The organism is Pseudomonas sp. Tof1 (assembly GCF_055390395.1).
The window spans coordinates 4,608,506-4,633,689 of record NZ_AP024344.1 but is presented as its reverse complement, the minus strand read 5'-3'; the positions used below and the strand labels follow the sequence as shown (position 1 = coordinate 4,633,689).

Below are 25,184 nucleotides of genomic sequence, written 5' to 3'. Positions count from 1 at the left end.
AATTGGCGAGGGTAAAGATAAATGCAGCATCTGGATGTGACGGTTCTTGAACAGGCCCTGGCCTGGGCCGATGAAGGCAAAAGCGTATGGCTGTGCACGGTGCTCTCGACCTTCGGTTCCGCGCCCAGGTCGCCAGGGGCCATGCTGGTTGCCATCCGCTCGGGTGCCCACAGTGGCTCATTGTCCGGTGGCTGTGTGGAAGAGGAATTTATCGAGGCGCTTGGCCGCGGCGAGCATAGGGCGCCAGCCCAGGTCGTCAGCTATGGGAGGACGCCCGAAGAGCGCAGCCGCTTGCAACTGCCCTGCGGCGGCAGCCTGGACGTGCTGGTCGAACACCGGCAGGCGAGCGTTGAGTGGCGAGCGCATTTGAGGCAACTGCTCGACGCTTTGCGTGGGCAGCGCCGACTGACGCGGGTGATCGAGCTGGAGAGCGGGCAGTTCAGCATCAAGCGCCACCTGGACGGTGCGCAGGCCGTGATATGGGCAGGCAACCGCCTGGAACTGAACCTGGGGCCGGCCCTGCGCCTGTTGCTCGCGGGGTTATCGCCGGTCGCCCAGGCCTGTGGCCAGTTTGCCCGTGCGCTCGGGTTCGAGGTGATCGCCTGTGACCCACGGGAAGAAGCGGCGGTGCTGGCGATCGAGGGCATTGCGCTGATTCCGATGTTGCCCTCGGTCTACATTGCCAACGGCGGTTGCCATGAGGCCACCGCTGTTGTTGCCCTGACCCATGATCCCCGGATCGATGACCTCGCGTTGATGGAGGCCGTGCACACGCCGGCTTTCTACATCGGCGCCATGGGCTCGCGGCGAACTTCGGAAAAACGTGCTGAACGGTTGCAGCGGATAGGCCGGCTGTCCGCTTCGGATATCGATCGCCTGCACATGCCCATCGGCCTGGATATCGGCAGTCGCACACCGGCTGAAATTGCCCTGTCCGTGATGGCCGACGTCCTGCGTGTGTATCGGGGCAAGGCGCGCACCGCGCTATGAGCGAGATCGACCGGTAGCCCATTGCGAGTTGCGCAACGCACTTGCCCGGTATCGAGTGATTATCAAGTTCGAAGTTTGATTTTAATCTCGCTACATCGCAACAACAGCAATATCACGGCAACTTTCATCTGTATTGAAACCTACTTGAAAAAGGAACTGACCCATGATCGGTAATCTTTTCGCGCCCATTCGCGTGGGCGCCCTGGAACTTCCCCATCGTATTGCAATGGCGCCTCTGACCCGCTCGCGCGCCGGCCAGCCGGGGGATGTTCCCACTGAAATGACGGTTGAATATTACGGCCAGCGAGCCAGTGCCGCGCTGATCATTACCGAGGCCACGCAAATCTCCCAACAGGGGCAGGGATATGCCTGGACCCCCGGCATTTATACGCCTGCGCACATTCAAGCCTGGAAGCGGGTGAGTGATGAGGTACACGAACGGGACGGCCGCATTTTCATGCAGTTGTGGCATGTGGGGCGCGTATCGCATCCAAGCTTCCAGCCTGGTCATGCGTTGCCCGTGGCCCCAAGCGCCATCGCGGCACCGGGCAAGACCTTCATCGTCGACGAAGACGGCCAGGGGGTATGGGGCGATGTACCGGTTCCTCGTGCCCTGGAAACCGAGGAGGTCGCCGGCATCATCGACGACTACCGCCATGCTGCGCTCAATGCCATCGAGGCTGGCATGGACGGTGTTGAAATCCATGCGGGCAACGGCTACCTGCTTGACCAATTCATCAACAGTAACAGCAACAGGCGCACGGACCCCTACGGCGGTTCCTACCAGAACCGTGCCCGCCTGCTGTTGGCGATCGTGCAGGCGGTCTCGAAAGAGATCGGGGCGGATCGCGTCGGGGTGAGGCTGACCCCAATGGGGCGGTTCATGGGCATGGGCGACGACACGCCAATGGAAACCTTCACCTATATCGTCGAGTCGCTGAACCGCTACGGGCTGGCGTACCTGCACCTGGTCGAGCCCGCCGTCGTCGGCACGGTCAAGGACGAGAGCCTGGACCCGCGCTGGGACGAAATCATCCTGAAGCTGCGTGCGGCCTGGCAAGGTGTGCTGGTGATCGCCGGGGATATGACCCGGCGTCCGCAGAAAAGGCGATCCGGGAGGGGCGTGCGGACATTGTGGCCTTTGGCCGGGCGTTCCTGGCGAACCCTGACTTGCCACGGCGGATCCGTGAGGGGCTTGACCTCAATACCCCCGACCCAACGACCTTTTTCGGCGGTGACGAGCGGGGTTACATCGACTACCCGGTCCACCCGTGACAGGGCCGCCCGGTCCCTGGGCGACAGGTTGCAGCGCCTACCGCTGCCGTTCGGCCCGCGTCACTCTTGCACGTCCATGAACTCTTTCGCCCAGGCCACGTAGCTCTCGGGGAAGGTATAGGTGTGGGTCAGCTCGGTGGCGCTGAGGTTCGAGGTGCTGTGGGTGACTTGGCGCTGGGCCCGGAGGCTGTCGTAGGTGGCCTTGATCGAGGCGAAGTAGGCCCCGTGGCCGGCGACGATCACACGCACGCCCAGGTCCGCCAGGCGCTGGCTATCATTGAGTTTCGGGTTGCCGTAGGTCACCAGCATCAGCGGTACGCTGAGGTTTTCGGCGATCTGCTCGAGGTGTTCGAAGTCACTGATGCCGACCATGCAGATGCCGTCGGCGCCGGCCTTTTCATAGGCCCTGGTGCGTTCGATGATGGCCTGGGTCGGCAGTACTCCGGCGTTGGTCCGGGCGATGATCGTCAGCTCCGGGTCGACACGGGCCTCGAGGGCGGCCTTGACCTTGCCGATGCCTTCCTCGATGGAGATCAGGTCGGTGGACTTGCGGCCGAACTGCGCAGGCAGCAGGGTGTCTTCGATCGTCAGCGCCGCGACACCGGCGCGTTCGAGCTCCTCGACGGTACGCATCACATTGAGGGCGTTACCATAGCCGTGGTCGGCGTCCGCGATGAAGGGCAACTGGGCGACACGGCCGATCCGCGTGGCCTGTTCGACGAATTCACTCAGGGTGATCAGGGCGAAGTCGGGGGCTGCCAGCACCTGCAGCGAGGCGACCGAGCCACCGAGGATGCCGACCTCGAACCCAAGGTCGGCCGCGATCCGCGCGGACATCGGGTCGAACACGGACGCGGTTTCGACACAGGCTGGTTTGGCAAGCAATTCACGGAAGTTGCGACGAAGAGCGGTGTGGGAGATTTTCGGCATGATCTTTCCTGGTTCTGGCCATCGTCAAATACGATCTATGCCTATTCATTGATCCGGCGAGACTACCACGCGGGAACGGGGGCAGTTATGACGTTTGAGAATAGGCCATGCATCAAGCACATAGGCTTGGCCCATGGCGCTGAAGCTTCTCGCCGACTCTACCGGGCAATCGCGCCGACTTTCCGGGCGATCGCCTCCATGACCGCTTCCTGGGTTTTGGCGATGATCAGTCCCGGAGTCTCTTCATAATTCAGCCCGCCCCATTCGACCGTGGTATCGAACTGGACGCCATAAAACTTGTTGGCATAGCTGACGATATTATATCGGTACGCCTTTTCCACCTTCACCAGGACGGCGGGCGGCACGGGTGTCCCCGAGGTGGTTTCAGCGACTTTCTGCTGGATCGCTTCACTGACCGCGTCCTGAGTATCGCCGATGATCAATCCCGGGGTCTTTTCATAATCGGGGCCTCCCCACTCGATCGCGGTGCCGAACTGGATGCCATAGAATTTATTAGCGTAGTTGACAATATTGTATCGATACTCCAGTTCGACTTTCACCAGGGTGGCGGTAGGCCCCTGCACGGGGGCAGGCGTGTTACCGGACTTCCTATGAATGGCCTCGCTGACCTCTTCCTGGGTGGTGGCGACGATCAGGCCCGGAGTCTGTTCATAGTTATGTCCGCCCCACTTGATGTCCGTGCCGAATGGGACACCGTAAAACCTGTCGTCATAGTTGACGATATTGTATTGAAGCGTCGACTCGACCTTCACGAGGATCGCGGGAGGTGCCTGCTTCGGTGTATAGGACGTCAGCCAGGCAATATACAGGCAGGCGGTGACCGTCGCCGCTCCGGTCCAGGCCAATGGTTTGCGCAAGCCTGTGGACCAGGCGGGGGAGGCGGCAGTGACGATCTTGCGCTGCCGCCATTTATTGAAGGGCGTTTCAATGGCGAAACAGGCAAACCAGGCAACCAGGAGCGAAGTTCCGATGATGATCGCCTGGGTTGAGTAGGTTCCCTCGGGTAGGCCGACATCCCCCAGCATCATGCCGATGATCAGTCCATGAACGATGTAGAGCGGGTAGCTGAACTCGCCCAGCCAGCGATCGATACGACTGTCTTTCCAGAGCAGGAAAACAAAGGGCAGGCAGAAGGCAAAGGCGCAATAGAACAGCCAGAGTGGCAGCGTATCGTAGCCTGTGGCTCTGCTGACGACTGGGTAACCACCGGACAACAGTATGTAAAGAGTGCCGCCGAGTACGATGAGGTTAACCGGTATGGTCGCGTTTTCCAGCAGCGGCCACTTGATCAGTTTTCGGTAGAAATAGTAGCCCAGGCTTCCCATGAGGAAAAAACACAGCGTCGAAGGCAGGAAGTAATATCCCCAGCCAAACGGGTTGAACGTTTCCCGCATGTCCCAGAACACCAGGCGCACCAGCAGGCTGGTAATCAGCACGATGATGATTCTGCGGCGACTGTGAACGATGAATGGCGCCAGAATGTAGAATATGAGCTCGATTGAGAGTGTCCAGGCCTGCCCAATGAGCATTATGGTGTTCTTAAAATAGGAACTATCGATGTGCGAGCCGATAAAGCTCGTATAGGCATTGCTGTCGTAACTGGCGAGTGAATAGGCTGTCAGCTGGTGCCAGTCCTGGCCGAGAATGAACAGATTCATGAAGACCAGGCTGGCCTGGCCTGAGAAACCATGTCCCATGTTGGCGGTGAAGACATTTGGCGTGTCGGTATAGAAGTACCAGGCTATCATGAACAGCAGCATGGCCAGGTACACAGGGAATATCCTGAATACTCGGGAGAGATAGAATCTGGCGATCCACGGTGTGTCGGATTTTAGGTATTTCTCGTTGATGACCAGGGTCATGTAGAACCCCGAAATCATGAAAAAGAACATCACCGCGATTGAGGCATGAAGCCAATGGAAAGGCGCTTTCGGGGTATGGTGTACGAGAACCGATAAAGCCAGAAACAAGCGAAGCATTCCCATTTTGCCGAAATCCTTTTGCCACCGGAGTGATTCTTTCAATTCGAAGAGGCGAGAGGTGCATTTTTAGTCGAAAAATGTGTCAGCGGGAACCATGCATGAAAGCGGCATGTGAGGTCCTGGAACACGGTTCCATGCCTGTTGCGTCGGCATTTGACCGGGGCAGAGTAAACCAGTGAGGCAGAGGAGGGTAGGTCCGTCTTGCTCGAATCTGGCCAAGGATGGCCAGAGCGTGGCGTGGAGAGGGCTTTCCGTGAGAGGGCGCCGCATTGTCACGGTTGCAGGGGCGGCGGGCCAGTCGGACCGCCGCTCCCACGCAAAGGCAGGGGATCAGTGCTGGGGTACGCTCAGGCGCGAGTACTGGTCCTGGCTGATCCAGCCGGTGAAGGTGCGGTCCTTGGCATTGGTGAACTCGACCTGCGCGGCGCCATCCTTGTAGGCCAGTACGCCGACGACATCGCCCTTGACGATGTAGGGGCCCTTGGTGGCCTTGGCGTCCGGGGTCTTCTGCAGCAGGGCCTTGTCAGCCGAGACGGTGACCAGTCCGATCCAGTTCTTGCTCGCGGTCCGGGTCAGGTCCAGGCCGGTGGCGATTTCCGGCATCAGTACATTCATGCAGCCGGGGTGCTGTTGGCCCTGTTCCACGGTCAGGGTCACGCCATCGGCCGAGGGTTTCACGCTGCCCGGATAGACTTCGTCGAGCCAGGTCGACAGGGTCGCGGGCTTGCCCTGCAGGTAGAAGGCGCAACTGAAGGTGTTGCCTTCACCACGCTCTTCGGCATAGAACCCTTCGACCTGGTGATCCGGCGTGACCGCCAGCATCAACTGCTCATACTTGCCCGAATGCAGCTCTGCGGCGAAGGCCGAGGTGCCGGCACACAGCGAAATCGCCCCGGCGATCAGCCAGCGGCAAACGGAGAATTTACGCGTCATGTCATTTTTTTCCTTCAAGTTTTTCGTAGGCCTTTTTAATGCGCGAGTCATAGTCGCCATAATCCTTGCCGTTGTAGTTGGACGCCATGCCGACGTAATCCTTGTTCTTCATCGCCTTTATCAAGGCCGGGCTCTTCAGGCAAAAGCCGACGAATGCCTTGAGTTGCGTACCGGCATTGAGTTTCATGTCGGTGACGAATTCAAAGACATTCTTGTAGCCACAGGCGGCATAGTTGAAACCCATGACCTGAAACATGCCCCAGGACGCCGACATCAAGGCGGCTTCCTGATCCAGGCCGAAAGCGGTGGCCATGGTTTCCCAGGCCTTGGCCTGATCCTTGTTATTGACCTGCCACTGGGGGCCGGCCTTTTTCACATAGGGGTAGGACAGCAGCGGATGGGTCTTGTCGTACTTGCTCTTGGTGTACTTGCGGAAGGTATGCCCTTCGAAGGCGATCACCGGCAGTTTGGCCGGGCCGAAACCGGAGCGGCCACCGGATTCGACGGTGGCGAAGGCCTTGATGATGTTCACAGGAATGCCGTTGCCCAGTTGCGTGGCGGCATTCTGGAAGTCGGTGTCGCTCAGGGTCATGTTGCCGTCGCACGTGGCCTGCAGCACCATCTGGCGGTTGCGCCGCTCGGCTTCGATCATCGCGCGCATGCGGTCCAGGTAGTGGTTGACCGTGGCCTGGACATCGCCGCCACTGTTGGCGAATGCGTTGAAGAAAGTCGGCAGGCGCAGGCCGAAGTTCGGCTTGACCGGCACCTTGATCGCTTCTTCGATCAGGCTGTTGAAGGTTCGGCCGGTCGGGTCGACGACGCCATCAGGGTGGGCGTACTTGAGATGGCGGAACTGATACTGGCTGATGCACTGCACCAACTGGGCGTCGCACTTGCCATTTTCCTGCAGCGGGAAACCCATCTTCGGGATGATCAGGTTAAACAAGTACTGGATGCATTGAACATCGGCGGGCAAGTTTCGAGCCTTGCCGGGGGCACCTACTGACGCACTGATAAGGCTAGGCAAACCCTGCAGATTTTTCATCGTCGACATCCTTGTTATGTTGTAGAGAAAGACAGAAAGTGCCATCACTTTAATATCATTTCTGTATCTCTATCATACGTTGAAACATTTGGCTGGCGGAAACTAACAAGCAGTTTTTGGGTTGTCCAGAGGCTGTTTGGAAAGTTGTGAAATGGCCATCATCCAATGGCGGGGAACAGCACAACCGCACCCTGTGATTGCGGGTGCATACTGCCTGCCGCCGATTCGTTGCGTGGGCTGGACGAGACAGCACATGCCTGCAATTCCGCGTGGCGGGTTCCGGGGATAGTAGGCGGGACGGGCAGCCCGATGGCCGCTCGCCGGTGAGCCCGCAGCGCTGCTTGCGGCTTGCCTCCTTGCCGATTCGACCCATGACCCACAGGAGTTTGTATGAGCACATTCGTGACACGTGATGGCACCGAGATCTATTACAAGGACTGGGGCACAGGCAAGCCGGTGCTGTTCAGCCATGGCTGGCCGCTGGATGCGGACATGTGGGAATACCAGATGGAGTACCTGAGCAGCCGTGGCTATCGCACCATCGCTTTCGACCGGCGCGGTTTTGGTCGTTCCAGCCAGCCCTGGAGCGGTTATGACTACGACACCTTCGCCGACGATCTGGCCCAACTGATCGAGCACCTGGACCTCGAAGCCGTCACCCTGGTGGGCTTCTCCATGGGCGGTGGCGATGTCAGCCGCTACATCGCCCGTCACGGCAGCAAGCGGGTGGCCGGGCTGGTCCTGCTGGGCGCGGTGACCCCGCTGTTCATCCAGACCGAAGACCACCCGCAGGGCGTGCCCCAGGCGGTATTCGATGGCATCAAGGCCGGCCTGCTCAAGGACCGTGCGCAGTTCATCGCCGATTTCGCCGCGCCGTTCTACGGCATCAATCACGGCCAGGTGGTTTCCCAGGGCGTGCTGACCCAGACCCTGAACATTGCCCTGCTGGCCTCGCTCAAGGGCACCCTGGATTGCGTGAGCGCATTCTCCGAAACCGACTTCCGTGCGGACATGGCCACCATCGACGTACCGACGCTGGTGATCCACGGCGACGACGACCAGATCGTGCCTCTGGAAGCCACCGGCAAGCTGGCGGCCGCGTTGATCCCCGGGGCCCGCCTGAAGGTCTATGCCGGCGCTCCGCACGGTTTCGCGGTGACTCACGCCGCTCAACTGAACGAAGACCTGCTCGCCTTCCTCCGCGACTGACGACCGGGCGGGAACCGGCTTGTCGGCGAGCCGGTTCCCCTGGGCACCTGCGTGAACCTCAGCATGACCTGACGGGGGTGTGTTTTCCCCACGCATGACTTATTCTCGACGGCGATACCCGGGAAGAGCTTGTGGAGCCCGGTGTCAGACGGCAATGGAGGCCGTATCGCATGTTCAAGGTCAGGCGAAAAATTGGAATTTTGCTGCTTGTCTACGTCGTCGGTGTCAGTGGCTACATCTACTATCTTCACGCCCAGGCTCAACGCATTCTGACCGACAGCATCAACAACAAGCTGTTGCATGCGGCACTGGGTGGGGCAGCGATTCTCGGCGACCGCTACCACAATGATCTGGTCGACAGGCATTCGAAGTCCGAAGCGGAGGACCTGGATGCCATCCGCAAGCTTTCGCGTTTCAACGAGTCCATGGGCACCGCCTTCGTCTACACCGTGATCAAGCGGGGCGGTGAGGCCATTCTGGTCAGCTCCAGTGCTTCGGCCAAGGAAGTCCAGGAAAACAACTTCGTCCGCTTCTTCGATCCTTACCCCGATGCCAGCCAGACCCTGCTCGACAGCTTCGACCAGACGGGGCCGAGCTGGATCGACTACACCGATCACTGGGGCGACTTTCGTGCGGTCTTCGTGCCCATGAAGTCCCAGGACGGCACGCCCTATGTCGCCGGGGCGGAAATCACCCTGGCCGACTACTACCACGAGCTGAACCAGGACTCCCTGCACCACATCGTATTGGCCATCCTGGTTTTCCTGTCCTTCAGCCTGCTGTTTGTCATCGACGCGCTGCGCATGCGCACCCATCTGCGCCAGCTGCAGACCAACGAGCAGGTCCTGAAGCAGGCCAAGATCGCCGCCGAAGAAGCGGACCGGATGAAAAGCCAGTTCCTGGCGACCATGAGCCATGAGATCCGCACGCCCATGTACGGGGTGATCGGCGCGACCGACCTGCTCTGGGCAACGCCCCTGACTGCGCAGCAGAGCGATCTGCTGGGCACCATTCACACCAGCGGCAAGACGCTGCTGGCGCTGATCGACGACATTCTCGACCTGGCCAAGATCGAGTCGGGAAAACTCGATCTCAGGCCTCGCGTGTTCGAACTGCACAGCCTGGTCGCCTCGAGCGTCGAGATGGTCCGGCAGAACCTGCGTGACAAGCCGGTCACGCTTGAGGTCACGGTATTCCCGCAGGTGCCGAACCTGGTCAAGACCGATCCTGATCGCCTGCGCCAGATCCTGATCAATCTGCTGGGCAATGCGATCAAGTTCACCGAGACCGGAGAGGTGTCGCTGACGGTGTCGCTCGGCGACAGCGAGTCACCGCCGCGGCTGAACTTCTCCATTCGTGACACCGGCGTCGGTATTCCCGCAGAGCGGCATGGCAGCCTGTTCAAGCCGTTCACCCAGTTCGAGGGCGCGAACAATCAGCGTTTCACCGGTAGCGGCCTGGGGTTGTCGATCTGCAAGAACCTGATCGAGGCCCAGGGCGGCATCCTGTCGTTCAGCAGCCTGTTCGGCGTCGGTTCGACCTTTGCGTTTTCGTTGCCGATCGAGCCTTTCTCCGAACAGGAAATTCCGGTCGCCGGCGAGCACCCGGCACTGGAATTCGACGCCTCGTTCGCCAGGCACTATCCGCTGGACATCCTGCTGGTGGAGAACCACGAACTGAACCAGAAGGTTGCCACGGCGATGCTGCAGACCCTGGGGTACGAACCGGACCTGGCCTGCGATGGCCTCGAGGCGCTGGACAGGTGCCGGCGGGCCTTGCCGGCAGTGATCCTGATGGATATCAACATGCCGGGCATGGACGGCATGGAAGCCATCCGGCGGATCCGTGAATTGCCGTTGGGCGACAGGTGCTACATCGTCGCCTTCACTGCGAGTGCCTTTTCGAACGAAATCGAGCATTTCCGGGCCGCTGGCGCCAACGACATCTTGACCAAGCCGGCCAGCTTCCAGGGGTTCGCCGATGTCCTGCGCCGCTCGGCGGACCACCGGGCGCAGTTCGAGGTCAGCGCTCCGGTGGTCGAGGGGGCCTGAGCCGAAGGGCTCAGGGGGCGAATGCCATCACCGAGGCGGGGGAGCCGGAGCCATCCTTGAGCCGCAGCAGGCCGATCACCAGCGTGGTGCCCTTGGCCGGCAACTGGTCGAGGTTGGTCAGGCACTCCAGGATGATGCCGTTCTTGGCCAATACCAGGCTGTTGGTGGCGTACACCGTATCCTGGCCCGGGTCGGCGCCGTGGGTGTCGGTGCCGACTCCGGCGATGTGGCGTTCGTTGACCAGGAACGCCGCGGTGTCGCTGCCCAGCCCGGGGAAGTGCAGGCCACCCTTGTCGTCTGCGTTGAAGAAGCGCTTGGGGTCGTTCCAGTAGTTCTGCCAACCGGTATGGAGCAGCACCACGGAGTCCTTGGCGATGCGTCCATGCTTCTGTTCCCAGTTCCTGATGTCCTGGACGCTGATCACATAGTCGGGGTTGGCCTGGGCCTGGGAGCGCACATCGATCACCACCGCCGGGCGTACCAGCGACTCGGGTTTGTAGGCGTCGATCCCGACCCCGTCGGCGTGGAAACTGTTCGGCGCATTGATATGGGTGGCGCTGTGTTCGCCCATGCTGAAGCTGCGCAGGTAGTAGCCATCCTTTTCCTGGGTGGCCACCGTGTTGAACACCACCGGAGGATCGTGGGGCCAGAGCGGGATGGTGGGGGCGATGACGTGGCTGAGGTCGATGACCTTGCGAAACTGGATACTCTGCATTCCCTTTGCTTCCTTCTCCCCTGCGAAACCCTGGGTGATGCCGGTTGCCAGCCATACGCTCAGCAGTCCGACAGACAGCCGCCTGAGTCTCGCCTTGTGTTGTCTTGATAGTTCCATGATGTTGCCTGCTCCTTCGGACATCCAGGGACTCCTGCCCTGGTTCCCGCCGAGTCTATCCATACTTCGCGTCGGGACGCCATGACGATCGGAGCGGGGTGTAAAACTCCTTCCACCAGTCGGGCGTGCCGTCGCCCTAGTGGGCTTGTGACGGTTCGTGTTGTCGACGATACGCTCCCGGCTGCACCCCGACCGCCTTGGTGAACGCCCGGGTGAACGCCGCGATCGACTGATAGCCGACCGCCGCGCAGACCTGCTCCACGGTGTGGTTGGCCTTGAGCAACTGACAGGCATGGCGCATGCGCAGCGCCAGCAGCACCTGGCCCGGCGACTGCCCGGCCAGTTCGTTGAAGCGCTTGAAGAACGCCGACCGCGACAGCCCGGTACAGGCCGCCATGCTTTCCAGGGACCAGTTCTGTGCGGGGCGTTCGATCAACTGTTCCAGCAACGGTGCAAAGCCCGGGTGCCGGGCCAGCGATACCAGGCCACCGAGGTCCTGGTTGTCGGCCACCTGCTGGCGCAGCACGTACAGGAACAGCAGGTGACTCAGGCGTTCCAGCAGGGCCGGGGAGGGCGCCGGCTGGCGTTGGCACTCCTCCAGGATCAGTTCGAACAGGGACCGCGCCGCGCTCGATGAGGGATCGCCGGCGCGCAGCACGATCCAGTCCGGCAGCCCGTCGATGATCAGGGACGACAGCCCCGAGCGGAAGTGAAAGAACCCGCAGACCAGGCCGACGCCATCCTGGGCTTCGCCGTCGAGTGCGGTCATGGCCATGCGCGGCAGCGCCCTGGCTTGCAGGCGGTCCTCGGCGCTGGACAGGCGGTAGTCCAGATCCTGCAGCAGGAATACCGCATCCCCGGCGTTCAGACGGACGGCGGCTTGCGCTCCATCAATATGCAGCCAGCAGTGTCCCTGCACTATCAGGTGGAAACTGGCCCGGGCCAGGCCATGGGTACTGGCGTGCCAGCCGCCGCAGTAGCGGCCTACGTGAAACAGGCTGGTGTCGAGTTCGAGGCTGTCTAATAACCAATCAACCAATGGGCTGGACGAAATCATCTAATGGAAACACTCAGGAGCAAGTAATCGCTACTTTTGAATATGGATCGAAATTCTTATAACCAACAGACTTGTCGGACACCCCACACAGCAGGAGTCCACTCCATGTCGCGCGTCACTCTACACACTCTGCAAAGCGCCCCTGAAGCGGCCAGGCCCTTTCTGGAAAACGCCCAGAAGAACTCCGGGTTCATTCCAAATCTGCTGGGCGTGCTCGCCAATGCCCCGGCGGCCCTGGAAACCTACGTTACGGTATCGGGGCTCAACGGCAAAGCCGAACTGAGCCTGGCCGAGCGCGAAGTGGTGCAATTGATCGCCGCCACCACCCACGGTTGCGACTTCTGTGTCGCCGGGCACACCGCGGTGGCACTGAACAAGGCCAAGCTGCCGGACGAAGTGGTCGGCGCCCTGCGTGGCCAGAGTGAATTGCCCGAGGCAAAACTCGAAGTACTGGCTACCTTTACCCGGGAAGTCATCGCCACCCGCGGCAATGTCAGCGAGCCGACCTTCAATGCCTTCAAGGAGGCCGGATACACAGAAGGTAACGCCCTGGAAGTGATTCTCGGCGTCAGCCTTGCGACACTCTGCAACTTCGCCAACGTGTTCGCCCGTACCCCGCTCAACCCGGAACTGGCCAAGTACCGCTGGCAAGCTGCGGGTCAATGATTCAACGGCGCCGGCGGTGACCCGGCGTCGCGCTCAAGGAGAAAATCACATGCTTGATCCGGCATTGAGCCAATGGCTGGATGAACACGCCCAGGCCCTGGACCTGGGACAGTGCGATCCGCAGGGGGTGTTGTCGCAATTGGCGGCAGCCGGCGTGCTGCGGGTGGGCGTCGATGAAGCGGCGGGCGGCAGCGGTGGCAATGTCACCGATGCCATCGAGACGCTGGCCCGCGTCGCCAGTCATTCCCTGGCGGCGGCCTTCGTGTTCTGGGGGCAGCGTGCCTTCATCGAATACCTGCTGCACAGTCCCAACACAGCCCTGCGCGAGCGCCTGTTGCCTAACCTGCTCAGCGGCGAGCTGGCCGGTGCGACCGGGCTGTCGAACGCCATGAAGTTCCTGTCGGGCATCGAGTCGCTGCAGGTGCGCGCCCAGGCCCAGGCCGATGGCTGGCAGCTCGATGGCCGTCTGCACTGGGTGACCAACCTGCGCAAGAGCGGTTTCGTCGTCGCGGCGGCGATCGAGGATGAGGAGGGCGGTGCACCCTTCGTCCTGGCGATTCCGGACAACCTGGCCGGCCTGCGGCGTTCCGAGGATCTGCAACTGATGGGGCTGCAATCGAGCAATACCGCGGCCATCGATCTGTGCCAGGTGAACGTCGGCAGCGAGTGGTTGCTGCACGCGGATGCCAAGCGTTTCCTGCCCGCCGTCAGGCCTGCGTTTCTCGGCCTGCAATGCGGCATGGCGATTGGCCTGAGCCGCCGGGCACTGAGTGAAGTCGAACAGCACCTGCAGGATGGGCGCTCGATCCTGCGCGAACCGCTGGTCGAGCAACGGCAGGTGCTGGAGCAGGCGGTGGAGGCATTGAAGTGCGGGCTGCTCGAGGGCCGTTTCCTGGCGCGTCCGGCCGACCTGTTCCAGATTCGCATCAGCCTCGCCGAAGTGGCCGCCCAGGCTGTGCAGCTGGAGTTGCAGGCCAGCGGTGGCAAGGCCTACCTGAGCGAGTTCGGCAGCGGTTTCGCCCGGCGCTGGCGGGAATCGGCATTCGTGCCGATCGTCACGCCGAGCCTGGTGCAACTGCGCACCGAACTGCAGCGTCAGGCGCGGGAAGCCGTGGCATGAGTGCGCTGCTGCTCGAAGCCCGGCAGATCAGTCTCGGCTATCCGCGGGAGCAGGGCTGGCAGGCGGTGCTGGAAGCCTTCGACCTGCACTTGAAACCGGGCGAGGTGGTGTCGATCCTGGGACCGAGCGGGGTCGGCAAGTCCAGCCTGCTGCGGGTGCTGGCCGGCTTGCAGGCGCCCCATGGCGGCCAGGTGAGTCTCCACGGCGAGCGCCTTGAGGGGCCGCATCCGCGCGTGGCGGTGGCCTTCCAGGATCCGAGCCTGCTGCCCTGGCTGAGCCTGGAGAAGAACGTCGCCTTCGGCCTGGACTTCGCCCGCCAACCGAAGTTGAGCGCGCAGCAACGCCAGGCCCGGATCGATGCCGCGATCAGTGAAGTCGGTTTGCAGCATGCCCGCGAGCATTACCCGGCGCAGCTCTCTGGCGGCATGGCCCAGCGCACGGCGCTGGCCCGCTGCCTGGCCCGTCAGCCGCAGGTGCTGTTGCTGGACGAGCCGTTCGGCGCCCTCGACGAAGTCACCCGTGCGGACATGCAGCAATTGCTGTTGCGGGTGATTGCCGAACATCACACGGCCGCAGTGCTCATCACCCATGACATCGATGAAGCCCTGCTGCTGTCCGATCGTATCCTGCTACTGGGGAACAGCCCGGCGCGGACGCTCGGTGAATGGCGTATCGACCTGCCGCAACCGCGTGCCGAACTGGTCGACGAACTGGGTGCCCTGCGCATCGAGATTCTCAAAACCCTTCGGCGGGCAAGCCGCAACCCTCTCAATTCAACACAGCCCGAACCGTCGGAGATGGATCATGTGCCTGGACGACTTCACCCACACTCGTCGTGACTTCCTCAAACTCAGCGCCCTGCTGACGGCCGGCGGCGCCCTGCCGCTGCTCAACAGCCGGAAGGCCCGTGCGGCCTTGGAGCCGGATGCGCCGGTACGCATCGGCTACCTGCCGATCACCGACGCCACGCCGCTGCTGGTGGCCCATAACAACGGCCTGTTCGAGGCCGAGGGCATCAAGGCCGAGCGCCCGGTGCTGCTGCGCAGTTGGGCGCAGGTGATCGAGGCGTTCATTTCCGGGCAGGTCAACGTGATCCACCTGCTGTCGCCGATGACCGTCTGGGCCCGCTATGGCAGCAAGGTGCCGGCCAAGGTGGTGGCCTGGAACCATGTCGGCGGCTCGGGCCTGACCGTCGCCCCCGGCATCACCGAGATCCGTCAGTTGGGCGGGCAATCGGTAGCGATTCCGTTCTGGTACTCGATCCACAACGTGGTGGTACAGCAACTGTTCCGTGACAACGGCCTGCAACCGGTGAGCAAGCCGGCCAACAGCGCGCTGGCGGCCAACGAGGTCAACCTGGTGGTGCTGCCGCCGTCGGACATGCCACCGGCCCTGGCCAGCAAGCGCATCGCCGGCTACATCGTCGCCGAGCCGTTCAACGCCCTGGCCGAGGAACTCAAGGTCGGTCGGGTCCAGCGCTTCACCGGCGACGTCTGGCGCAACCACGCCTGCTGCGTGGTGTTCATGCACGAGCAGGACCTGAACGCTCGCCCCGAGTGGTCGCAGAAGGTGGTCAACGCCATCGTCAAGGCGCAGTTGTGGACGCGGGATAACCGCGCCGAGGCGGCCAGGCTGCTGTCCAAGGAGGGCAGCAACCGCTACACGCCCCATACCCCGCAGGTGCTTGGCCGGGTGCTGACGCCCAATGCCGCCGAGCGCGACGCCTACCTCGCCAGCGGCGCGATCCGCCATGGCAACTGGGACGAGCAGCGCATCGACTTCCAGCCCTATCCGTTCCCCAGCTACACCGAGGAACTGGTCCGGCGCCTGAAGGACACCCTGATCGAAGGCGACAAGGGCTTCCTCGCCAACCTCGATCCGGCGCAGACCGCCCGCGACCTGGTGGACGACCGCTTTGTGCGCAACAGCATCGCGGCGGTGGGTGGGCTCAAGGCGTTCGGCCTGCCGGACAACTTCGAGCGTAGCGAGGAGTTCAGCATCTGATGGGCAAGCCGTTGTGGAACTGGCTGCTGGGCATTGCCGGGCTGTTGAGCCTGCTGCTGGCCTGGTGGCTCGGGGTGCATCTGTTCGGCAGCGCCGATGGGTTGTCGGCCCGCTTCTCGCCACAGGCGACCCTGGCCAGCCTGGTCGAACTGCTCGGTCGTGCCGAGCTCTACGAGCACATTCTGGTCAGCCTCAAGCGGATCCTGGTCGGCCTGGCGCTGGCCCTGCTGATCGGCGTGCCCCTGGGCCTGCTGATCGGCAGCTACCGTCATCTGGAGGCGGCGACCACGCCGGCCTTCCAGTTCCTGCGGATGATCTCGCCGCTGTCGTGGATGCCGGTGGTGGTGATGCTGATGGGGGTGGGCGACCAGCCGATCTACTTCCTGCTGGCCTTCGCCGCGGTCTGGCCGATCATGCTCAACACCGCGGCCGGCGTGCGCCAGCTCGACCCGCGCTGGTTGCAGTTGAGCCGCAGCCTCAGCGCCACCCGCTGGGAAACCCTGCGCAAGGTCATCCTGCCGGGGGTGCTCGGCCATGTGCTGACCGGCGTGCGGTTGTCCATCGGCATTCTCTGGATCGTGCTGGTGCCGTGCGAAATGCTCGGTGTCAGCGCCGGCCTGGGTTATTTCATTCTCGACACCCGTGACCGCCTGGCCTACTCGGAACTGATGGCGATGGTGCTGCTGATCGGTCTGCTCGGCTTTGCCCTGGATGCCCTGGCGCGCGGCCTGCATCGGCGCTGGGCACACGCCTGAAGCTTTACAACTTGCTCAAATCATTTCGTTGACGAGGGTGATAGGGTGCCTGTCTGGAAAATGGCAGGGACCCTTTGCCCATGAATGACTCGCTGAACATCAACAAGGCCAACTGGAACGATCGCGCGCCGGTGCATGCGCGCTCTGCGGAGTATGGCCTGCATCGTTTTCTCGCCGATCCGCGGCACCTCTCCGACGTGGTGCGCTTCGACCTGCCACTGCTCGGCGATATCGCCGGCCTGCGGGGCGTTCACCTGCAGTGCCATATCGGTACCGACACCTTGTCGCTGGCGCGGCTCGGCGCGTCGATGACCGGACTGGATTTCTCGCCCGCCGCGCTGCTCGAGGCCCGTGCGTTGGCGCGCGGTTGCGGGGCCGAGCTGGAGTTTGTCGAGGCCGACGTCCATGCCGCGGCCGAGGTGCTGCCGCGCGAGTCCTTCGACCTGGTCTACACCGGCATCGGCGCACTCTGCTGGTTGCCGCGCATCCAGCCATGGGCGCGGACGGTGGCGGCGTTGCTCAAGCCGGGCGGCCGGTTGTTCATCCGCGAGGGGCATCCGATGCTCTGGTCGCTCAACGAGGCGCATCAGGAGGGCTTGCGGGTGGAATACCCGTATTTCGAGCATGAGCAGCCGTTGGTCTTCAGCAGCGACCAGACCTACGTGGCCAGCGATTCGCCGTTGACCGCCACTGTCACTCACACCTGGAACCATGGCCTGGGCGAGATCGTCGGTGCGCTGCTGGAGGAGGGGATGACGATCACCGGCCTGGTGGAGCACCAGAGCGTTCCCTGGGACGCACTGCCGGGGCAGATGGTGCATTCGGCGCAGGACGACGAGTGGCGTCTGAAGCAGGCGCCTGACCGCCTGCCGTTGAGCTACACGCTGCAGGCGGTCAAGCGCGGCTGATGCCTGTGGGAGCCGGCCTGCCGGCGATGGCGGTGTCTCAGGCGACCCGGTGTTTTCTGCCCGGTCGCCATCGCCAGAACCCGGCAGCGGCCGGCCTCAGATATGCAGCCAGGCCATCGAGCCCAGCACCACGCTGGCACCCGCCGCGGTATAGGACAGGCGCTTGAGCCATTCCCGGCGGGTCAGCAGGGTGATCGCCGCCAGCGAAATGGCGATCTGGATGGCGGTCATCGCCTGGGCCCAGCGGTGATGCTGGTGCAGCAGCTCCTCCGAGCGGGCATCCCATTCGCGGCTCTGGGCTTCCAGTCCCTCGGCCTTCTGGCGTACCGCTTCCTTCTCCTTTTTGTAACGTTCGGCCTCGGCGGTGTAGTGCCCGGCATCCAGGCCCGGAATATGGCTGGCCATTTCCGAGAGGTTCTGGCGGCTGGATTTGGCCTGGTAGTAGTTCCACTGGTTGGCGGCCTCGGTCTTGATGATGGCCGCATTGTTCTTGTCCATCGCCGCTTCACTTTCCGTGGAGCCGGCCTGGTAGCTGAGCATGGCACCGAGGGTGGCCATGACCGCGGTCATCACCGCGATCCGGCTGGCGAAGCCGTCGCCTCGGGCGTGCGCATGTTCGGTGGTGTGTTCGACGTGTTTTTCGTGAGGGCTGGGGACTTCGAAGGCTTCGCTCATAAACGCAGGTCTTGGAGTAGAAAGGAAGGCTGCTGTAGATCGGTGTCAGCGGCTTAGTCGCGCAGCATGCTCTCGCCATACTCGCTGAAGCTGCTGCCCAGGTTGCGGTTCATCGAGCCATTGTCCTGGCTCAGGCGGGCACTGCTGTTGTAGTGCTGCTGGCAGCTCAGGGTCGAGCAGGCGCTGTTGTAGTGAGTGCTCAGGTCCGATGAGCAGGCGCCCAGCAGCAGGCTGCCCAGTACCAGCGTGGCCTTGACGAGACTGGATTTCATAAGCGATTCCCCTGGCTGACATATTTTGTAATGGTTGCTCGGGGCATTTTACGCCTTTGCCGCAGCGCGCTACATGAAACTTTCCGGGCTCAGGTAGCGTTCCGCGCTCAGGCTGTAGAGCAGGCTGTGGGGTTGGCCGGGAACGTCGTCGAGTTCGCCATCGACGGTCATTCGGGCCCGCTCCAGGGTGCGGCGCGAGGGCAGGTTGTCCGGGCGCACCAGGCCGATGACTTCGTTGCGTGCCAGGTGCCTGAACGCCAGGTCGAGGGCCGCCTCGACCATCTCGCTGGCGTAGCCCTTGCCCCAGGCCTCCACCGCGAAGCGAAAGTACAGGTTCAAGCCACTGCGCGAGCCGAACAGGGCGTCCTGCAGCCCACCGAATCCCAATACCTTTTCCGGCTGTTGCCGGTCACAGACGGCCCAGTAGCCAAAGCCCTTGTTCTTCCAGTGTTCGATCCAGTTGAACAGGTGGCTGCTGGTCGTTTCCAGGGAGGAGGGGCCCTTGGGGTTATAGCGGTTGGTCTGCGGATCGCCATGGATGGCCTGGGCGACCTTGAGGTCGTCCGCCCGAACCGGACGCAGCAGCAGGCGATGGGTGTGGATCACGGGAGGCGGTGTGGTGATCGACATGTCAGGCCCTGCGAGCCGTCAGCAGCACCGACGCCGCACCCGAGAGCAGTACCGCGCAGCCACGATTGAACAGGCGCTTGCCCCGGGGCTCGGCGAACCAGCGGCGCATGTGGATGCCCATGTAGGCGTAGGCGCTGATGGCGACCCATTCCAGGGCCAGAAACAGTGCACCCAGTACCGCGAACTGTTGGGAGATGCCTTGGGAAGAGTCGACGAATTGTGGCAGGAAGGCGGTGAAGATCAGGATCGCCTTGGGGTTGCCTGCCGCCACCATGAACTCCTGGCGGGCGAGGGCGGGCAGGTTGGCCCGGGTTTGCTCCGTCTGTGCCTCGGCTTGCGGATTGGCGCGCCAGAGCTGGATGGCGAGGTAGAACAGATAGGCGGCACCGAGGATCTTGATCCCATGGAAAAGCAGTTCCGAGGTCTGCAGCACCACCGCCAGGCCCGCCGCCGCCAGGGCGATCATGCCGGCGAAGGCCAGCAGGCGCCCCAGGCCGGCCAGGCAGGAGGTTCGGAAGCCGTAACGGGTCGAATTGCTGACCGACAGCAGATTGTTCGGGCCGGGTGCCATGTTCAGGGCGAAACACGCGGGGATGAAGAGAAGCAGGGTCGACAGGGTCATGGCGCGCTCCGGCAGGAAACAGGAAAGGCTCGACAGTAACCCCGGGCATCCTGCTGGCGCCAGTGTGTCCAAGCCTTTGCAGGGCTGTACCGGAAACTTGTTGCCCAGGTGTACTGCTCATTGGCAGCAAACCTGGGCCGATCCTCAGCTACAGCGGTTTCACCGCGATGCAGATGTCGCAGTCTAGCGTGCCGGCCACCGGGTCGTAATGGGCATCTTTCGGGTAGCGTTCGAAGGGCGGGCCACTGGCGAACTGCATGCCGCTGCGGGGCAGCCAGTCGCGGCACAGCTCGGTCCAGGCATCCGGGAAGTCGCGGACATGACCACTGAAACGGGCCACCGCGTAGCGCCCGCCGGGCAGGGTGGCCACCGTGGCTTCGCCACTGCCGACAAAGTCGTCCGGCACCTGCACGCAGGCGTCATAGCGGCATTTCTCGGGTGGGGTGACATGCGGGTCATCGTGGCCGATGCCCAGGCGCAGCTCGCCCGTCAGGCCGTTACGTTCCATCCAGGGCATGAAGGTCTCGCGCCAGAATATGCCGATACCAGGGCCGTAGGGCCCGGTGTAGCGCATGTAGGCGATGCGGGTCGGGGGGATGTCTTCAAGCGTGACGTCCATCGTCATTTCCTCCAGGGTTTGGGAGCGCCCATGGTCGGACAGGATCAGCGCGCATTCCTGATCAGGATTGCGAAATGACTGCCGGCGCCGTTCGCGGATGTCGTTCAGGCGCTGTTCCCAGCGGACGGGTTCGAGTTGGCGCCAGGTGCTGGGCGTGACCTGGAAGTGCTGCTTGAACGCCCGGCTGAAGGCCTCGCCGGAGCCGAAGCCGACCTGCAGGGCGATGTCCAGCACCGTGGCTTCGGGGCGTTCGGCCAACAGCAGAGCGGCACAGCCGAGCCGACGGCGGCGCAGGTAGTCGCCCAGGGTTTCCCCGACCCAGGCGCTGAACAGGCGATGGAAGTGAAAGGGCGAGAAGTGCGCGATGGCCGCCAGTTCGGCCAACTCCAGCGGCTGGTCCAGGTGTTGGTCGATGTGTTCCAGCACCCGGTTCATCCGGCGCGTGTATTCCAGCAGGCTCTGATAGGCGACGCTCATGGGCCTTTGACTCCCTCCGGTGGATAGGTCGGGCGAATGCCAGGGAAAACGCAGCAGCCATAGTAAACGCTGGCTGTCGGTCCGCCAGGGGAGTTTTCTTCAATACGTGATGCCGGCGGCTGGGTACGGTGCTGCTCATCTTCAATCGAGAGAGACCTATCCGATGAGCGTTCTGCTTTCCATGGCCGCCTTTGCGCTGGCTTCGTCCATTACCCCTGGCCCGGTCAACATCGTCGCCTTGAGTGCCGGGGCGCAGTTCGGCCTGCGTGCCAGCCTGCGCCATGTGACCGGCGCCACCCTGGGTTTCACCTTGTTGCTGGTGCTGATCGGCCTGGGGCTGCATGAACTGTTGCTGCGGGTGCCGGCGCTGACGCGAGGCATCCAGCTCGGCGGTGTGGCGTTTCTCCTGTACATGGCCTGGAAGCTGGCCATGGATGACGGTTCGTTCGACGCTGGCAACGCCGGCAAGCGCCCGACCCTGACCCTCGGCGCGGTAATGCAGTGGCTCAACCCCAAGGCCTGGCTGGCCTGCGTCGCCGGCATGGGCGCGTTTGCCGCCGAGGGTGATACGCGGGTGGTGCTGGAGTTCGCGCTGATCTACTTCGTGATCTGCTACGGCTCGATCGCCTGCTGGGCCTTCGCCGGCACCTTCCTGCGCCGCTACCTGGAAAATCCCCGGGGGATGCGCCTGTTCAATCGGCTGATGGCCTTGCTGCTGGCGCTCAGTGCGGCCTACCTGTTGCTGCCCTGAGTCCGCTCAGCCGCGATACTGGCCGGGCGTTGCGGCCAGGTGCTGCTTGAAGGCCCGCTGGAAGTGCGCCTGGTCGGCGAAGCCGGCCTCCAGTGCGACGTCGGCGATCAGCCGTCCGCGCCGCAGTTGATTGCGCGCATACTGAATGCGCCGGTTGACCAGGAAGGCGTGGGGCGTCATGCCGTAATACTGCTTGAAGGCGCGGGTCAGGTAGGACGCCGAGAGTTGCGCGGCCTGGCAGATGTCCTCCAGCTTCAGTGCTTCGGTGCAGTGCTTGTGGATGTAGGCCGCGGCCCGCTCCAGCTTCTGGTTGACCTCGCGGGCCGGGATCGGCGCCGGGTTCAACCGGTGTTGCAGCAGGGTGAAGAACTCGACGATCGCGCACTGCTTTTCCAGGTGGGCGAGGTCGTCGTCCACCAGTTGTTCGTAAAGTGCGTTCAGGCCCCGGTACAGCTGCGGATCGCGGCTGTGGGTGGCGGAGAACGGGCGAAAGTCCAGGTCCGGGCTGAACCCCAGTTCGTGTTGCAGCGCGGTCAGCCAGGGTGTCTCGACATAGAACATGCGATAGGCCCAGGGCTGGTCGTCGATGGGGTTGCAGGCGTGCACCTCGCCGGGGTTCATCAGCACCACGGTGCCGGCCTCGACCTGCCACTGCTGCTGTTCGTTGATATAGGTGCTGCGGCCGTGGGTGATCGCGCCGATGGAGAAGTGCTCGTGGGAATGCCGGGAATAGCAGACCTCGCGGCCATCCTGGATCGAGCGTGCCTCGATGAAGGGCAGCGCCGCATCACGCCAGAAATACGGGGCCTTGTCGTCCGGGTGGGCGGTGGTCGATCTGCTCATGGTCGGTTCCAGTGTCTCGGGCGTTCGAATCATGGACATGCTCCTACAGTAACGCCGGTCTTTCCAGTGCCTGCCACGCGCTGGCATTGCCGGCGTCGCTGCGGGTCAGCCAGAGTTCGCCATGGCGCTCCAGTGGTTCGGCGGGCCATTGCAGCACGGTCTTCAGGTCGATTTTCACCCGGTGGCCGGGGTCCGAGCCATCGCGCAGGTCCCAGTCGGTTTCATAGTGGCGCAGGTGCAGGGTGTCGCCGCTGAAATCGATGAACTGCGGCCGGTTGCCCAGCCAGTCCGGGGCGATGCGCAGGGTGTGGGCCTCGACATCGAGCAGCAGGAGTTTCCAGGCGCGCCGGCTGAACTCGAAATCCGGATGTTCCAGATAGAGCCGGGTCAGCGCCAGGTAACGGCCCCTGGGGGACCAGATCATCGACGGGGCGAGATCGGACAGGGCGCAGCCGGAGGCGGTCAGCAGGTGGCCGCCCAGGCGTGCGATCTGGCCGCGCAGCCGGTCATCGCCATATTCGGTGGAACTGCCGAACAGCCAGGCGGCGTCCAGGCCGGTCGGCGCAGGCTGGATGAACTCGCCTTCGGCGGTGGCGAGCTGTGGCTGGTTGACCACGCGCCAGGCCGGTAGCAGCTCGAGGCTGTCTTTGCCGAGCCGGAGCTGGCGCATTTCGTAGTACACCCGCGAGTCCTCGCGATAACGGCAGAACCCGCCGGCTTCGGACGCCGCCGGTGCCGGTACGGTGAAGCGCCGCAGGGGTGTGCCGGAGTCATCCCGGGGCAGACGGCCAACGACCACGGCGACGCTGAGCACTGGGCCGCGAAAATCCACCAGCCCGGCGACCAGCAAGGGCGGGCTGTCGATCAGCCGCCGGTTGCCGGGATCGACCACGACGACCCGATCCGGCAACGCCTTGGCCTCGGTGAAGGGGATCAGCGCCAGGTACTGCCCGTCATCGCTGAGCCGATGGGGCAACTGCCAGAGGCCGGGCAGTTCCCAGTCGGCCAGTTGGCAGCGGTAACCGCCGACCCCGTCCTGGTTGTCGCAGGCCCGGATGAAACGGGCGCGGCTGCCGCCCGGCAGCGGGGCGGACTCGATCTGCACCGAGCAGGCCTGCCCATCGCCTTCCAGTGGCAGGGCCAGCAGCACCCGAGCGCGGTTCCAGTCGGCATCCCGCTCACGACCGAGCGGGTCGTGGCCGACGAGGATTTCCGAGTCGCTGTGAATCTCGTGCAACTGGTAGCCGAAGCGGCCGTTGTCGGGCTGCTGCAGCGGCAGGTAGCTGTCCAGGCGGACGAACTGGGCGTCCAGCGCCACCGGCTCGCTCCAGTAGCCGGAAGGGCTGCGGTCGTGGGTACTCCAGGGCGTACGCAAGGCGCGCCAGCCCTGGTCCCGCTGCCACAGCCAGAGGCCACGGGCCGGCGTGTCAGGCTCCCCGGCGACCGTGGCGACGCAGACCAGCCGCTGGCTGTCGTCGCTCCACACCGGCGTCGTGTCGGCCTTGACCAGCAGCGGCGTCGCTTCCCCATCCAGGCTCAGGCGGTAATCCGGGTGCAACAGGGCGCCGAGCGGCTGTTCCAGTTGTCGCAGGCTGTCAGGCAGGCTGAGCTGGCCTTCGAGCAGGTGCCGGCCGTCCGGGGAGCGCTGTTCGATCTGCTGGCGGGCCAGGTTCTGCTGCCAATGGCCGGGTTCGAGCCAGAGGTCGCCGACGGGCAACAGGTCCACCCGCTGTGCCGTCTTGAGCAGGGCCTGCAGGCTGACCTGTTCGGTGCTGTTATCCACCAGCGGGCTGTAGCGCCCGGCGAGCCCCTGTTCGTTGAAGGTGTCCAGTTCCCAGAAGCGTTCGTCGTTGCAGCGATAGAGCTGCCGTTGGCGGCGGTCGAGAATCACCAGGCCCCAGCTCTGGCGCGACGGCACCGGTGCGGCGAAATAGCGGCCGTCGCTGGAAAAGCGCGCCGATGAGCCCAGCCCTTCGAGCAGCACGCCATCGGGAAACAGGTAGTCGCAGGTGACCGGCCCGCCCATGGCGATTTCGCTGTGGTTGAATACCCGGATCGGTTCGCCCTCGGGCGTCTGGTCGGGTTCCTGCCCACCCCAGGCGCTTCGGCCACGGGGGCTGGATGCGCTGGGCGGCACCAGCCCGAGCCGGCGTTCCCAGGTGGCGACACAGGCCAGCCCGGGGAAAATGGCCAGGCAGGCCGCGGCGATGTCCCAGTAGTCGGGCAGGGCGCGCCCCAGGCTGAAACCCAGGCCGAACACTGCCGAGATCATCAACCGGGCGGCACCCCGTCCGCCGGCCAGCCAGCCGAGCCTGGCGCACAGCCACATGCCGGCGGCTGCGGCCAGTACCACGGTGCCGGCCAGTAGCGGTGGCAGGGTGGTCACCAGGAAAATCGGTACCCCCAGCACCAGCAGTTGCCAGATCAGCTCCAGCAGCAGGCGACCGATGCTCTTGGGAGGGTTGCTTTCGTCACGGGCGGCGCTCACGGGGACATCCTGTGCGGTGATGGCGGAGG

Annotated in this window: 23 protein-coding genes and 1 pseudogene; 11 read left to right on the top strand and 13 right to left on the bottom strand. The window is 63.4% G+C overall.

The genetic code is table 11. The annotated features are described in order from the left end of the window. The first annotated feature begins 21 nt into the window (after nt 1-21). Together ACZ5KU_RS20725 and ACZ5KU_RS20720 are read left to right on the top strand one after the other, a co-directional pair. The gene (locus ACZ5KU_RS20725; protein ID WP_464736166.1) at nt 22-990 is read left to right on the top strand and encodes an XdhC family protein; all 969 of its coding nucleotides are present in this window, start codon (nt 22-24) and stop codon (nt 988-990) included. A 163-nt stretch (nt 991-1,153) separates the two neighbouring features. Beyond that, a pseudogene (locus ACZ5KU_RS20720) lies at nt 1,154-2,265 on the top strand (alkene reductase). Nucleotides 2,266-2,325: 60 nt separating this feature from the next. On the opposite strand, the gene ACZ5KU_RS20715 reads toward ACZ5KU_RS20720, so the two are convergent. The 4 genes from ACZ5KU_RS20715 to ACZ5KU_RS20700 all read right to left on the bottom strand — a co-directional run bounded on the left by ACZ5KU_RS20715 (nt 2,326) and on the right by ACZ5KU_RS20700 (nt 7,176). Then, complete coding sequence (locus ACZ5KU_RS20715; protein ID WP_054058097.1) at nt 2,326-3,195, bottom strand: isocitrate lyase/PEP mutase family protein; 870 nt, start codon at nt 3,193-3,195, stop codon at nt 2,326-2,328. 158 nt (nt 3,196-3,353) lie between these two features. After that, entirely contained in the window at nt 3,354-5,201 is a 1,848-nt protein-coding gene (locus ACZ5KU_RS20710; RefSeq protein ID WP_464736165.1) for an acyltransferase family protein, read from the bottom strand. A gap of 327 nt (nt 5,202-5,528) precedes the next feature. Further along, complete coding sequence (locus tag ACZ5KU_RS20705; RefSeq protein ID WP_054064449.1) at nt 5,529-6,131, bottom strand: hypothetical protein; 603 nt, start codon at nt 6,129-6,131, stop codon at nt 5,529-5,531. A gap of 1 nt (nt 6,132) precedes the next feature. Beyond that, on the bottom strand, nt 6,133-7,176 hold the full coding sequence (locus ACZ5KU_RS20700) for an N-acetylmuramidase family protein (RefSeq protein ID WP_054058094.1): 1,044 nt from the start codon (nt 7,174-7,176) through the stop codon (nt 6,133-6,135). 390 nt (nt 7,177-7,566) lie between these two features. Between ACZ5KU_RS20700 and ACZ5KU_RS20695 the strand changes: the two genes are divergently transcribed. Both ACZ5KU_RS20695 and ACZ5KU_RS20690 read left to right on the top strand, forming a co-directional pair. After that, nucleotides 7,567-8,385 (top strand): alpha/beta fold hydrolase, encoded by an 819-nt coding sequence (locus ACZ5KU_RS20695; RefSeq protein ID WP_054058093.1) that lies wholly within the window; start codon nt 7,567-7,569, stop codon nt 8,383-8,385. Nucleotides 8,386-8,555: 170 nt separating this feature from the next. Beyond that, a complete protein-coding gene (locus ACZ5KU_RS20690; RefSeq protein WP_054058092.1) occupies nt 8,556-10,436 on the top strand; it encodes an ATP-binding protein in 1,881 nt (626 codons plus the stop codon). Nucleotides 10,437-10,446: 10 nt separating this feature from the next. Here the strand turns inward: ACZ5KU_RS20690 and ACZ5KU_RS20685 are convergent, their stop codons facing one another. Next, nucleotides 10,447-11,151 (bottom strand): cyclase family protein, encoded by a 705-nt coding sequence (locus ACZ5KU_RS20685; protein WP_054058091.1) that lies wholly within the window; start codon nt 11,149-11,151, stop codon nt 10,447-10,449. 253 nt (nt 11,152-11,404) lie between these two features. Next, nucleotides 11,405-12,325 (bottom strand): cupin domain-containing protein, encoded by a 921-nt coding sequence (locus tag ACZ5KU_RS20680; protein ID WP_464736164.1) that lies wholly within the window; start codon nt 12,323-12,325, stop codon nt 11,405-11,407. A gap of 105 nt (nt 12,326-12,430) precedes the next feature. On the opposite strand from ACZ5KU_RS20680, the gene ACZ5KU_RS20675 reads away from it, so the two are divergent. The 6 genes from ACZ5KU_RS20675 (at nt 12,431) to ACZ5KU_RS20650 (ending at nt 17,778) form a co-directional block, all read left to right on the top strand. Continuing rightward, complete coding sequence (locus ACZ5KU_RS20675) at nt 12,431-12,991, top strand: carboxymuconolactone decarboxylase family protein (protein WP_054059896.1); 561 nt, start codon at nt 12,431-12,433, stop codon at nt 12,989-12,991. A 49-nt stretch (nt 12,992-13,040) separates the two neighbouring features. Then, a complete protein-coding gene (locus tag ACZ5KU_RS20670; RefSeq protein ID WP_054064453.1) occupies nt 13,041-14,111 on the top strand; it encodes an acyl-CoA dehydrogenase family protein in 1,071 nt (356 codons plus the stop codon). Further along, the gene (locus tag ACZ5KU_RS20665) at nt 14,108-14,950 is read left to right on the top strand and encodes an ABC transporter ATP-binding protein (RefSeq protein ID WP_054059898.1); all 843 of its coding nucleotides are present in this window, start codon (nt 14,108-14,110) and stop codon (nt 14,948-14,950) included. The genes ACZ5KU_RS20670 and ACZ5KU_RS20665 overlap by 4 nt, the downstream gene beginning before the upstream one ends. Next, nucleotides 14,916-16,115, top strand: a complete 1,200-nt coding sequence (locus ACZ5KU_RS20660; RefSeq protein WP_054059899.1) for an ABC transporter substrate-binding protein — start codon at nt 14,916-14,918, stop codon at nt 16,113-16,115. The genes ACZ5KU_RS20665 and ACZ5KU_RS20660 overlap by 35 nt, the downstream gene beginning before the upstream one ends. Continuing rightward, the gene (locus ACZ5KU_RS20655; protein WP_054059900.1) at nt 16,115-16,870 is read left to right on the top strand and encodes an ABC transporter permease; all 756 of its coding nucleotides are present in this window, start codon (nt 16,115-16,117) and stop codon (nt 16,868-16,870) included. Before ACZ5KU_RS20660 ends, ACZ5KU_RS20655 begins: the two co-directional genes overlap by 1 nt. Before the next feature lie 80 nt (nt 16,871-16,950). Next, a complete protein-coding gene (locus tag ACZ5KU_RS20650; RefSeq protein WP_054064455.1) occupies nt 16,951-17,778 on the top strand; it encodes a class I SAM-dependent methyltransferase in 828 nt (275 codons plus the stop codon). 96 nt (nt 17,779-17,874) lie between these two features. Here ACZ5KU_RS20650 and ACZ5KU_RS20645 read toward each other — a convergent pair whose 3' ends face one another. From ACZ5KU_RS20645 to ACZ5KU_RS20625, 5 genes are all read right to left on the bottom strand, one after another. After that, nucleotides 17,875-18,453 carry a DUF4337 domain-containing protein gene (locus tag ACZ5KU_RS20645; protein ID WP_054059902.1) on the bottom strand — a complete coding sequence of 193 codons (579 nt, stop codon included), beginning with the start codon at nt 18,451-18,453 and terminating at the stop codon, nt 17,875-17,877. Nucleotides 18,454-18,506: 53 nt separating this feature from the next. Beyond that, the gene (locus tag ACZ5KU_RS20640) at nt 18,507-18,725 is read right to left on the bottom strand and encodes a hypothetical protein (protein WP_054059903.1); all 219 of its coding nucleotides are present in this window, start codon (nt 18,723-18,725) and stop codon (nt 18,507-18,509) included. Between the two features lie 69 nt (nt 18,726-18,794). Next, nucleotides 18,795-19,355 (bottom strand): GNAT family N-acetyltransferase, encoded by a 561-nt coding sequence (locus ACZ5KU_RS20635; protein WP_054064456.1) that lies wholly within the window; start codon nt 19,353-19,355, stop codon nt 18,795-18,797. 1 nt (nt 19,356) lies between these two features. Then, a complete protein-coding gene (locus ACZ5KU_RS20630) occupies nt 19,357-19,977 on the bottom strand; it encodes a LysE family translocator (RefSeq protein WP_464736163.1) in 621 nt (206 codons plus the stop codon). Between the two features lie 148 nt (nt 19,978-20,125). Beyond that, on the bottom strand, nt 20,126-21,073 hold the full coding sequence (locus ACZ5KU_RS20625) for an AraC family transcriptional regulator (protein WP_054059906.1): 948 nt from the start codon (nt 21,071-21,073) through the stop codon (nt 20,126-20,128). Nucleotides 21,074-21,236: 163 nt separating this feature from the next. On the opposite strand from ACZ5KU_RS20625, the gene ACZ5KU_RS20620 reads away from it, so the two are divergent. Then, nucleotides 21,237-21,824 carry a LysE family translocator gene (locus ACZ5KU_RS20620; protein ID WP_464736162.1) on the top strand — a complete coding sequence of 196 codons (588 nt, stop codon included), beginning with the start codon at nt 21,237-21,239 and terminating at the stop codon, nt 21,822-21,824. Nucleotides 21,825-21,830: 6 nt separating this feature from the next. Here ACZ5KU_RS20620 and ACZ5KU_RS20615 read toward each other — a convergent pair whose 3' ends face one another. Together ACZ5KU_RS20615 and ACZ5KU_RS20610 are read right to left on the bottom strand one after the other, a co-directional pair. Beyond that, a complete protein-coding gene (locus ACZ5KU_RS20615) occupies nt 21,831-22,667 on the bottom strand; it encodes a helix-turn-helix transcriptional regulator (protein ID WP_054064458.1) in 837 nt (278 codons plus the stop codon). Nucleotides 22,668-22,710: 43 nt separating this feature from the next. Continuing rightward, nucleotides 22,711-25,155: a hypothetical protein gene (locus tag ACZ5KU_RS20610; protein ID WP_464736161.1), complete on the bottom strand. Its 2,445-nt coding sequence runs from the start codon at nt 25,153-25,155 to the stop codon at nt 22,711-22,713. Nucleotides 25,156-25,184: the final 29 nt, after the last annotated feature.

Bases quoted from the DNA above. Each gene is read 5' to 3' on its own strand.
- ACZ5KU_RS20725 (WP_464736166.1), top strand. From the start codon at position 22: ATGCAGCATCTGGATGTGACGGTTCTTGAACAGGCCCTGGCCTGGGCC.
- ACZ5KU_RS20715 (WP_054058097.1), bottom strand. From the start codon at position 3,195: ATGCCGAAAATCTCCCACACCGCTCTTCGTCGCAACTTCCGTGAATTG.
- ACZ5KU_RS20710 (WP_464736165.1), bottom strand. From the start codon at position 5,201: ATGGGAATGCTTCGCTTGTTTCTGGCTTTATCGGTTCTCGTACACCAT.
- ACZ5KU_RS20705 (WP_054064449.1), bottom strand. From the start codon at position 6,131: ATGACGCGTAAATTCTCCGTTTGCCGCTGGCTGATCGCCGGGGCGATT.
- ACZ5KU_RS20700 (WP_054058094.1), bottom strand. From the start codon at position 7,176: ATGAAAAATCTGCAGGGTTTGCCTAGCCTTATCAGTGCGTCAGTAGGT.
- ACZ5KU_RS20695 (WP_054058093.1), top strand. From the start codon at position 7,567: ATGAGCACATTCGTGACACGTGATGGCACCGAGATCTATTACAAGGAC.
- ACZ5KU_RS20690 (WP_054058092.1), top strand. From the start codon at position 8,556: ATGTTCAAGGTCAGGCGAAAAATTGGAATTTTGCTGCTTGTCTACGTC.
- ACZ5KU_RS20685 (WP_054058091.1), bottom strand. From the start codon at position 11,151: ATGCAGAGTATCCAGTTTCGCAAGGTCATCGACCTCAGCCACGTCATC.
- ACZ5KU_RS20680 (WP_464736164.1), bottom strand. From the start codon at position 12,325: ATGATTTCGTCCAGCCCATTGGTTGATTGGTTATTAGACAGCCTCGAA.
- ACZ5KU_RS20675 (WP_054059896.1), top strand. From the start codon at position 12,431: ATGTCGCGCGTCACTCTACACACTCTGCAAAGCGCCCCTGAAGCGGCC.
- ACZ5KU_RS20670 (WP_054064453.1), top strand. From the start codon at position 13,041: ATGCTTGATCCGGCATTGAGCCAATGGCTGGATGAACACGCCCAGGCC.
- ACZ5KU_RS20665 (WP_054059898.1), top strand. From the start codon at position 14,108: ATGAGTGCGCTGCTGCTCGAAGCCCGGCAGATCAGTCTCGGCTATCCG.
- ACZ5KU_RS20660 (WP_054059899.1), top strand. From the start codon at position 14,916: ATGTGCCTGGACGACTTCACCCACACTCGTCGTGACTTCCTCAAACTC.
- ACZ5KU_RS20655 (WP_054059900.1), top strand. From the start codon at position 16,115: ATGGGCAAGCCGTTGTGGAACTGGCTGCTGGGCATTGCCGGGCTGTTG.
- ACZ5KU_RS20650 (WP_054064455.1), top strand. From the start codon at position 16,951: ATGAATGACTCGCTGAACATCAACAAGGCCAACTGGAACGATCGCGCG.
- ACZ5KU_RS20645 (WP_054059902.1), bottom strand. From the start codon at position 18,453: ATGAGCGAAGCCTTCGAAGTCCCCAGCCCTCACGAAAAACACGTCGAA.
- ACZ5KU_RS20640 (WP_054059903.1), bottom strand. From the start codon at position 18,725: ATGAAATCCAGTCTCGTCAAGGCCACGCTGGTACTGGGCAGCCTGCTG.
- ACZ5KU_RS20635 (WP_054064456.1), bottom strand. From the start codon at position 19,355: ATGTCGATCACCACACCGCCTCCCGTGATCCACACCCATCGCCTGCTG.
- ACZ5KU_RS20630 (WP_464736163.1), bottom strand. From the start codon at position 19,977: ATGACCCTGTCGACCCTGCTTCTCTTCATCCCCGCGTGTTTCGCCCTG.
- ACZ5KU_RS20625 (WP_054059906.1), bottom strand. From the start codon at position 21,073: ATGAGCGTCGCCTATCAGAGCCTGCTGGAATACACGCGCCGGATGAAC.
- ACZ5KU_RS20620 (WP_464736162.1), top strand. From the start codon at position 21,237: ATGAGCGTTCTGCTTTCCATGGCCGCCTTTGCGCTGGCTTCGTCCATT.
- ACZ5KU_RS20615 (WP_054064458.1), bottom strand. From the start codon at position 22,667: ATGAGCAGATCGACCACCGCCCACCCGGACGACAAGGCCCCGTATTTC.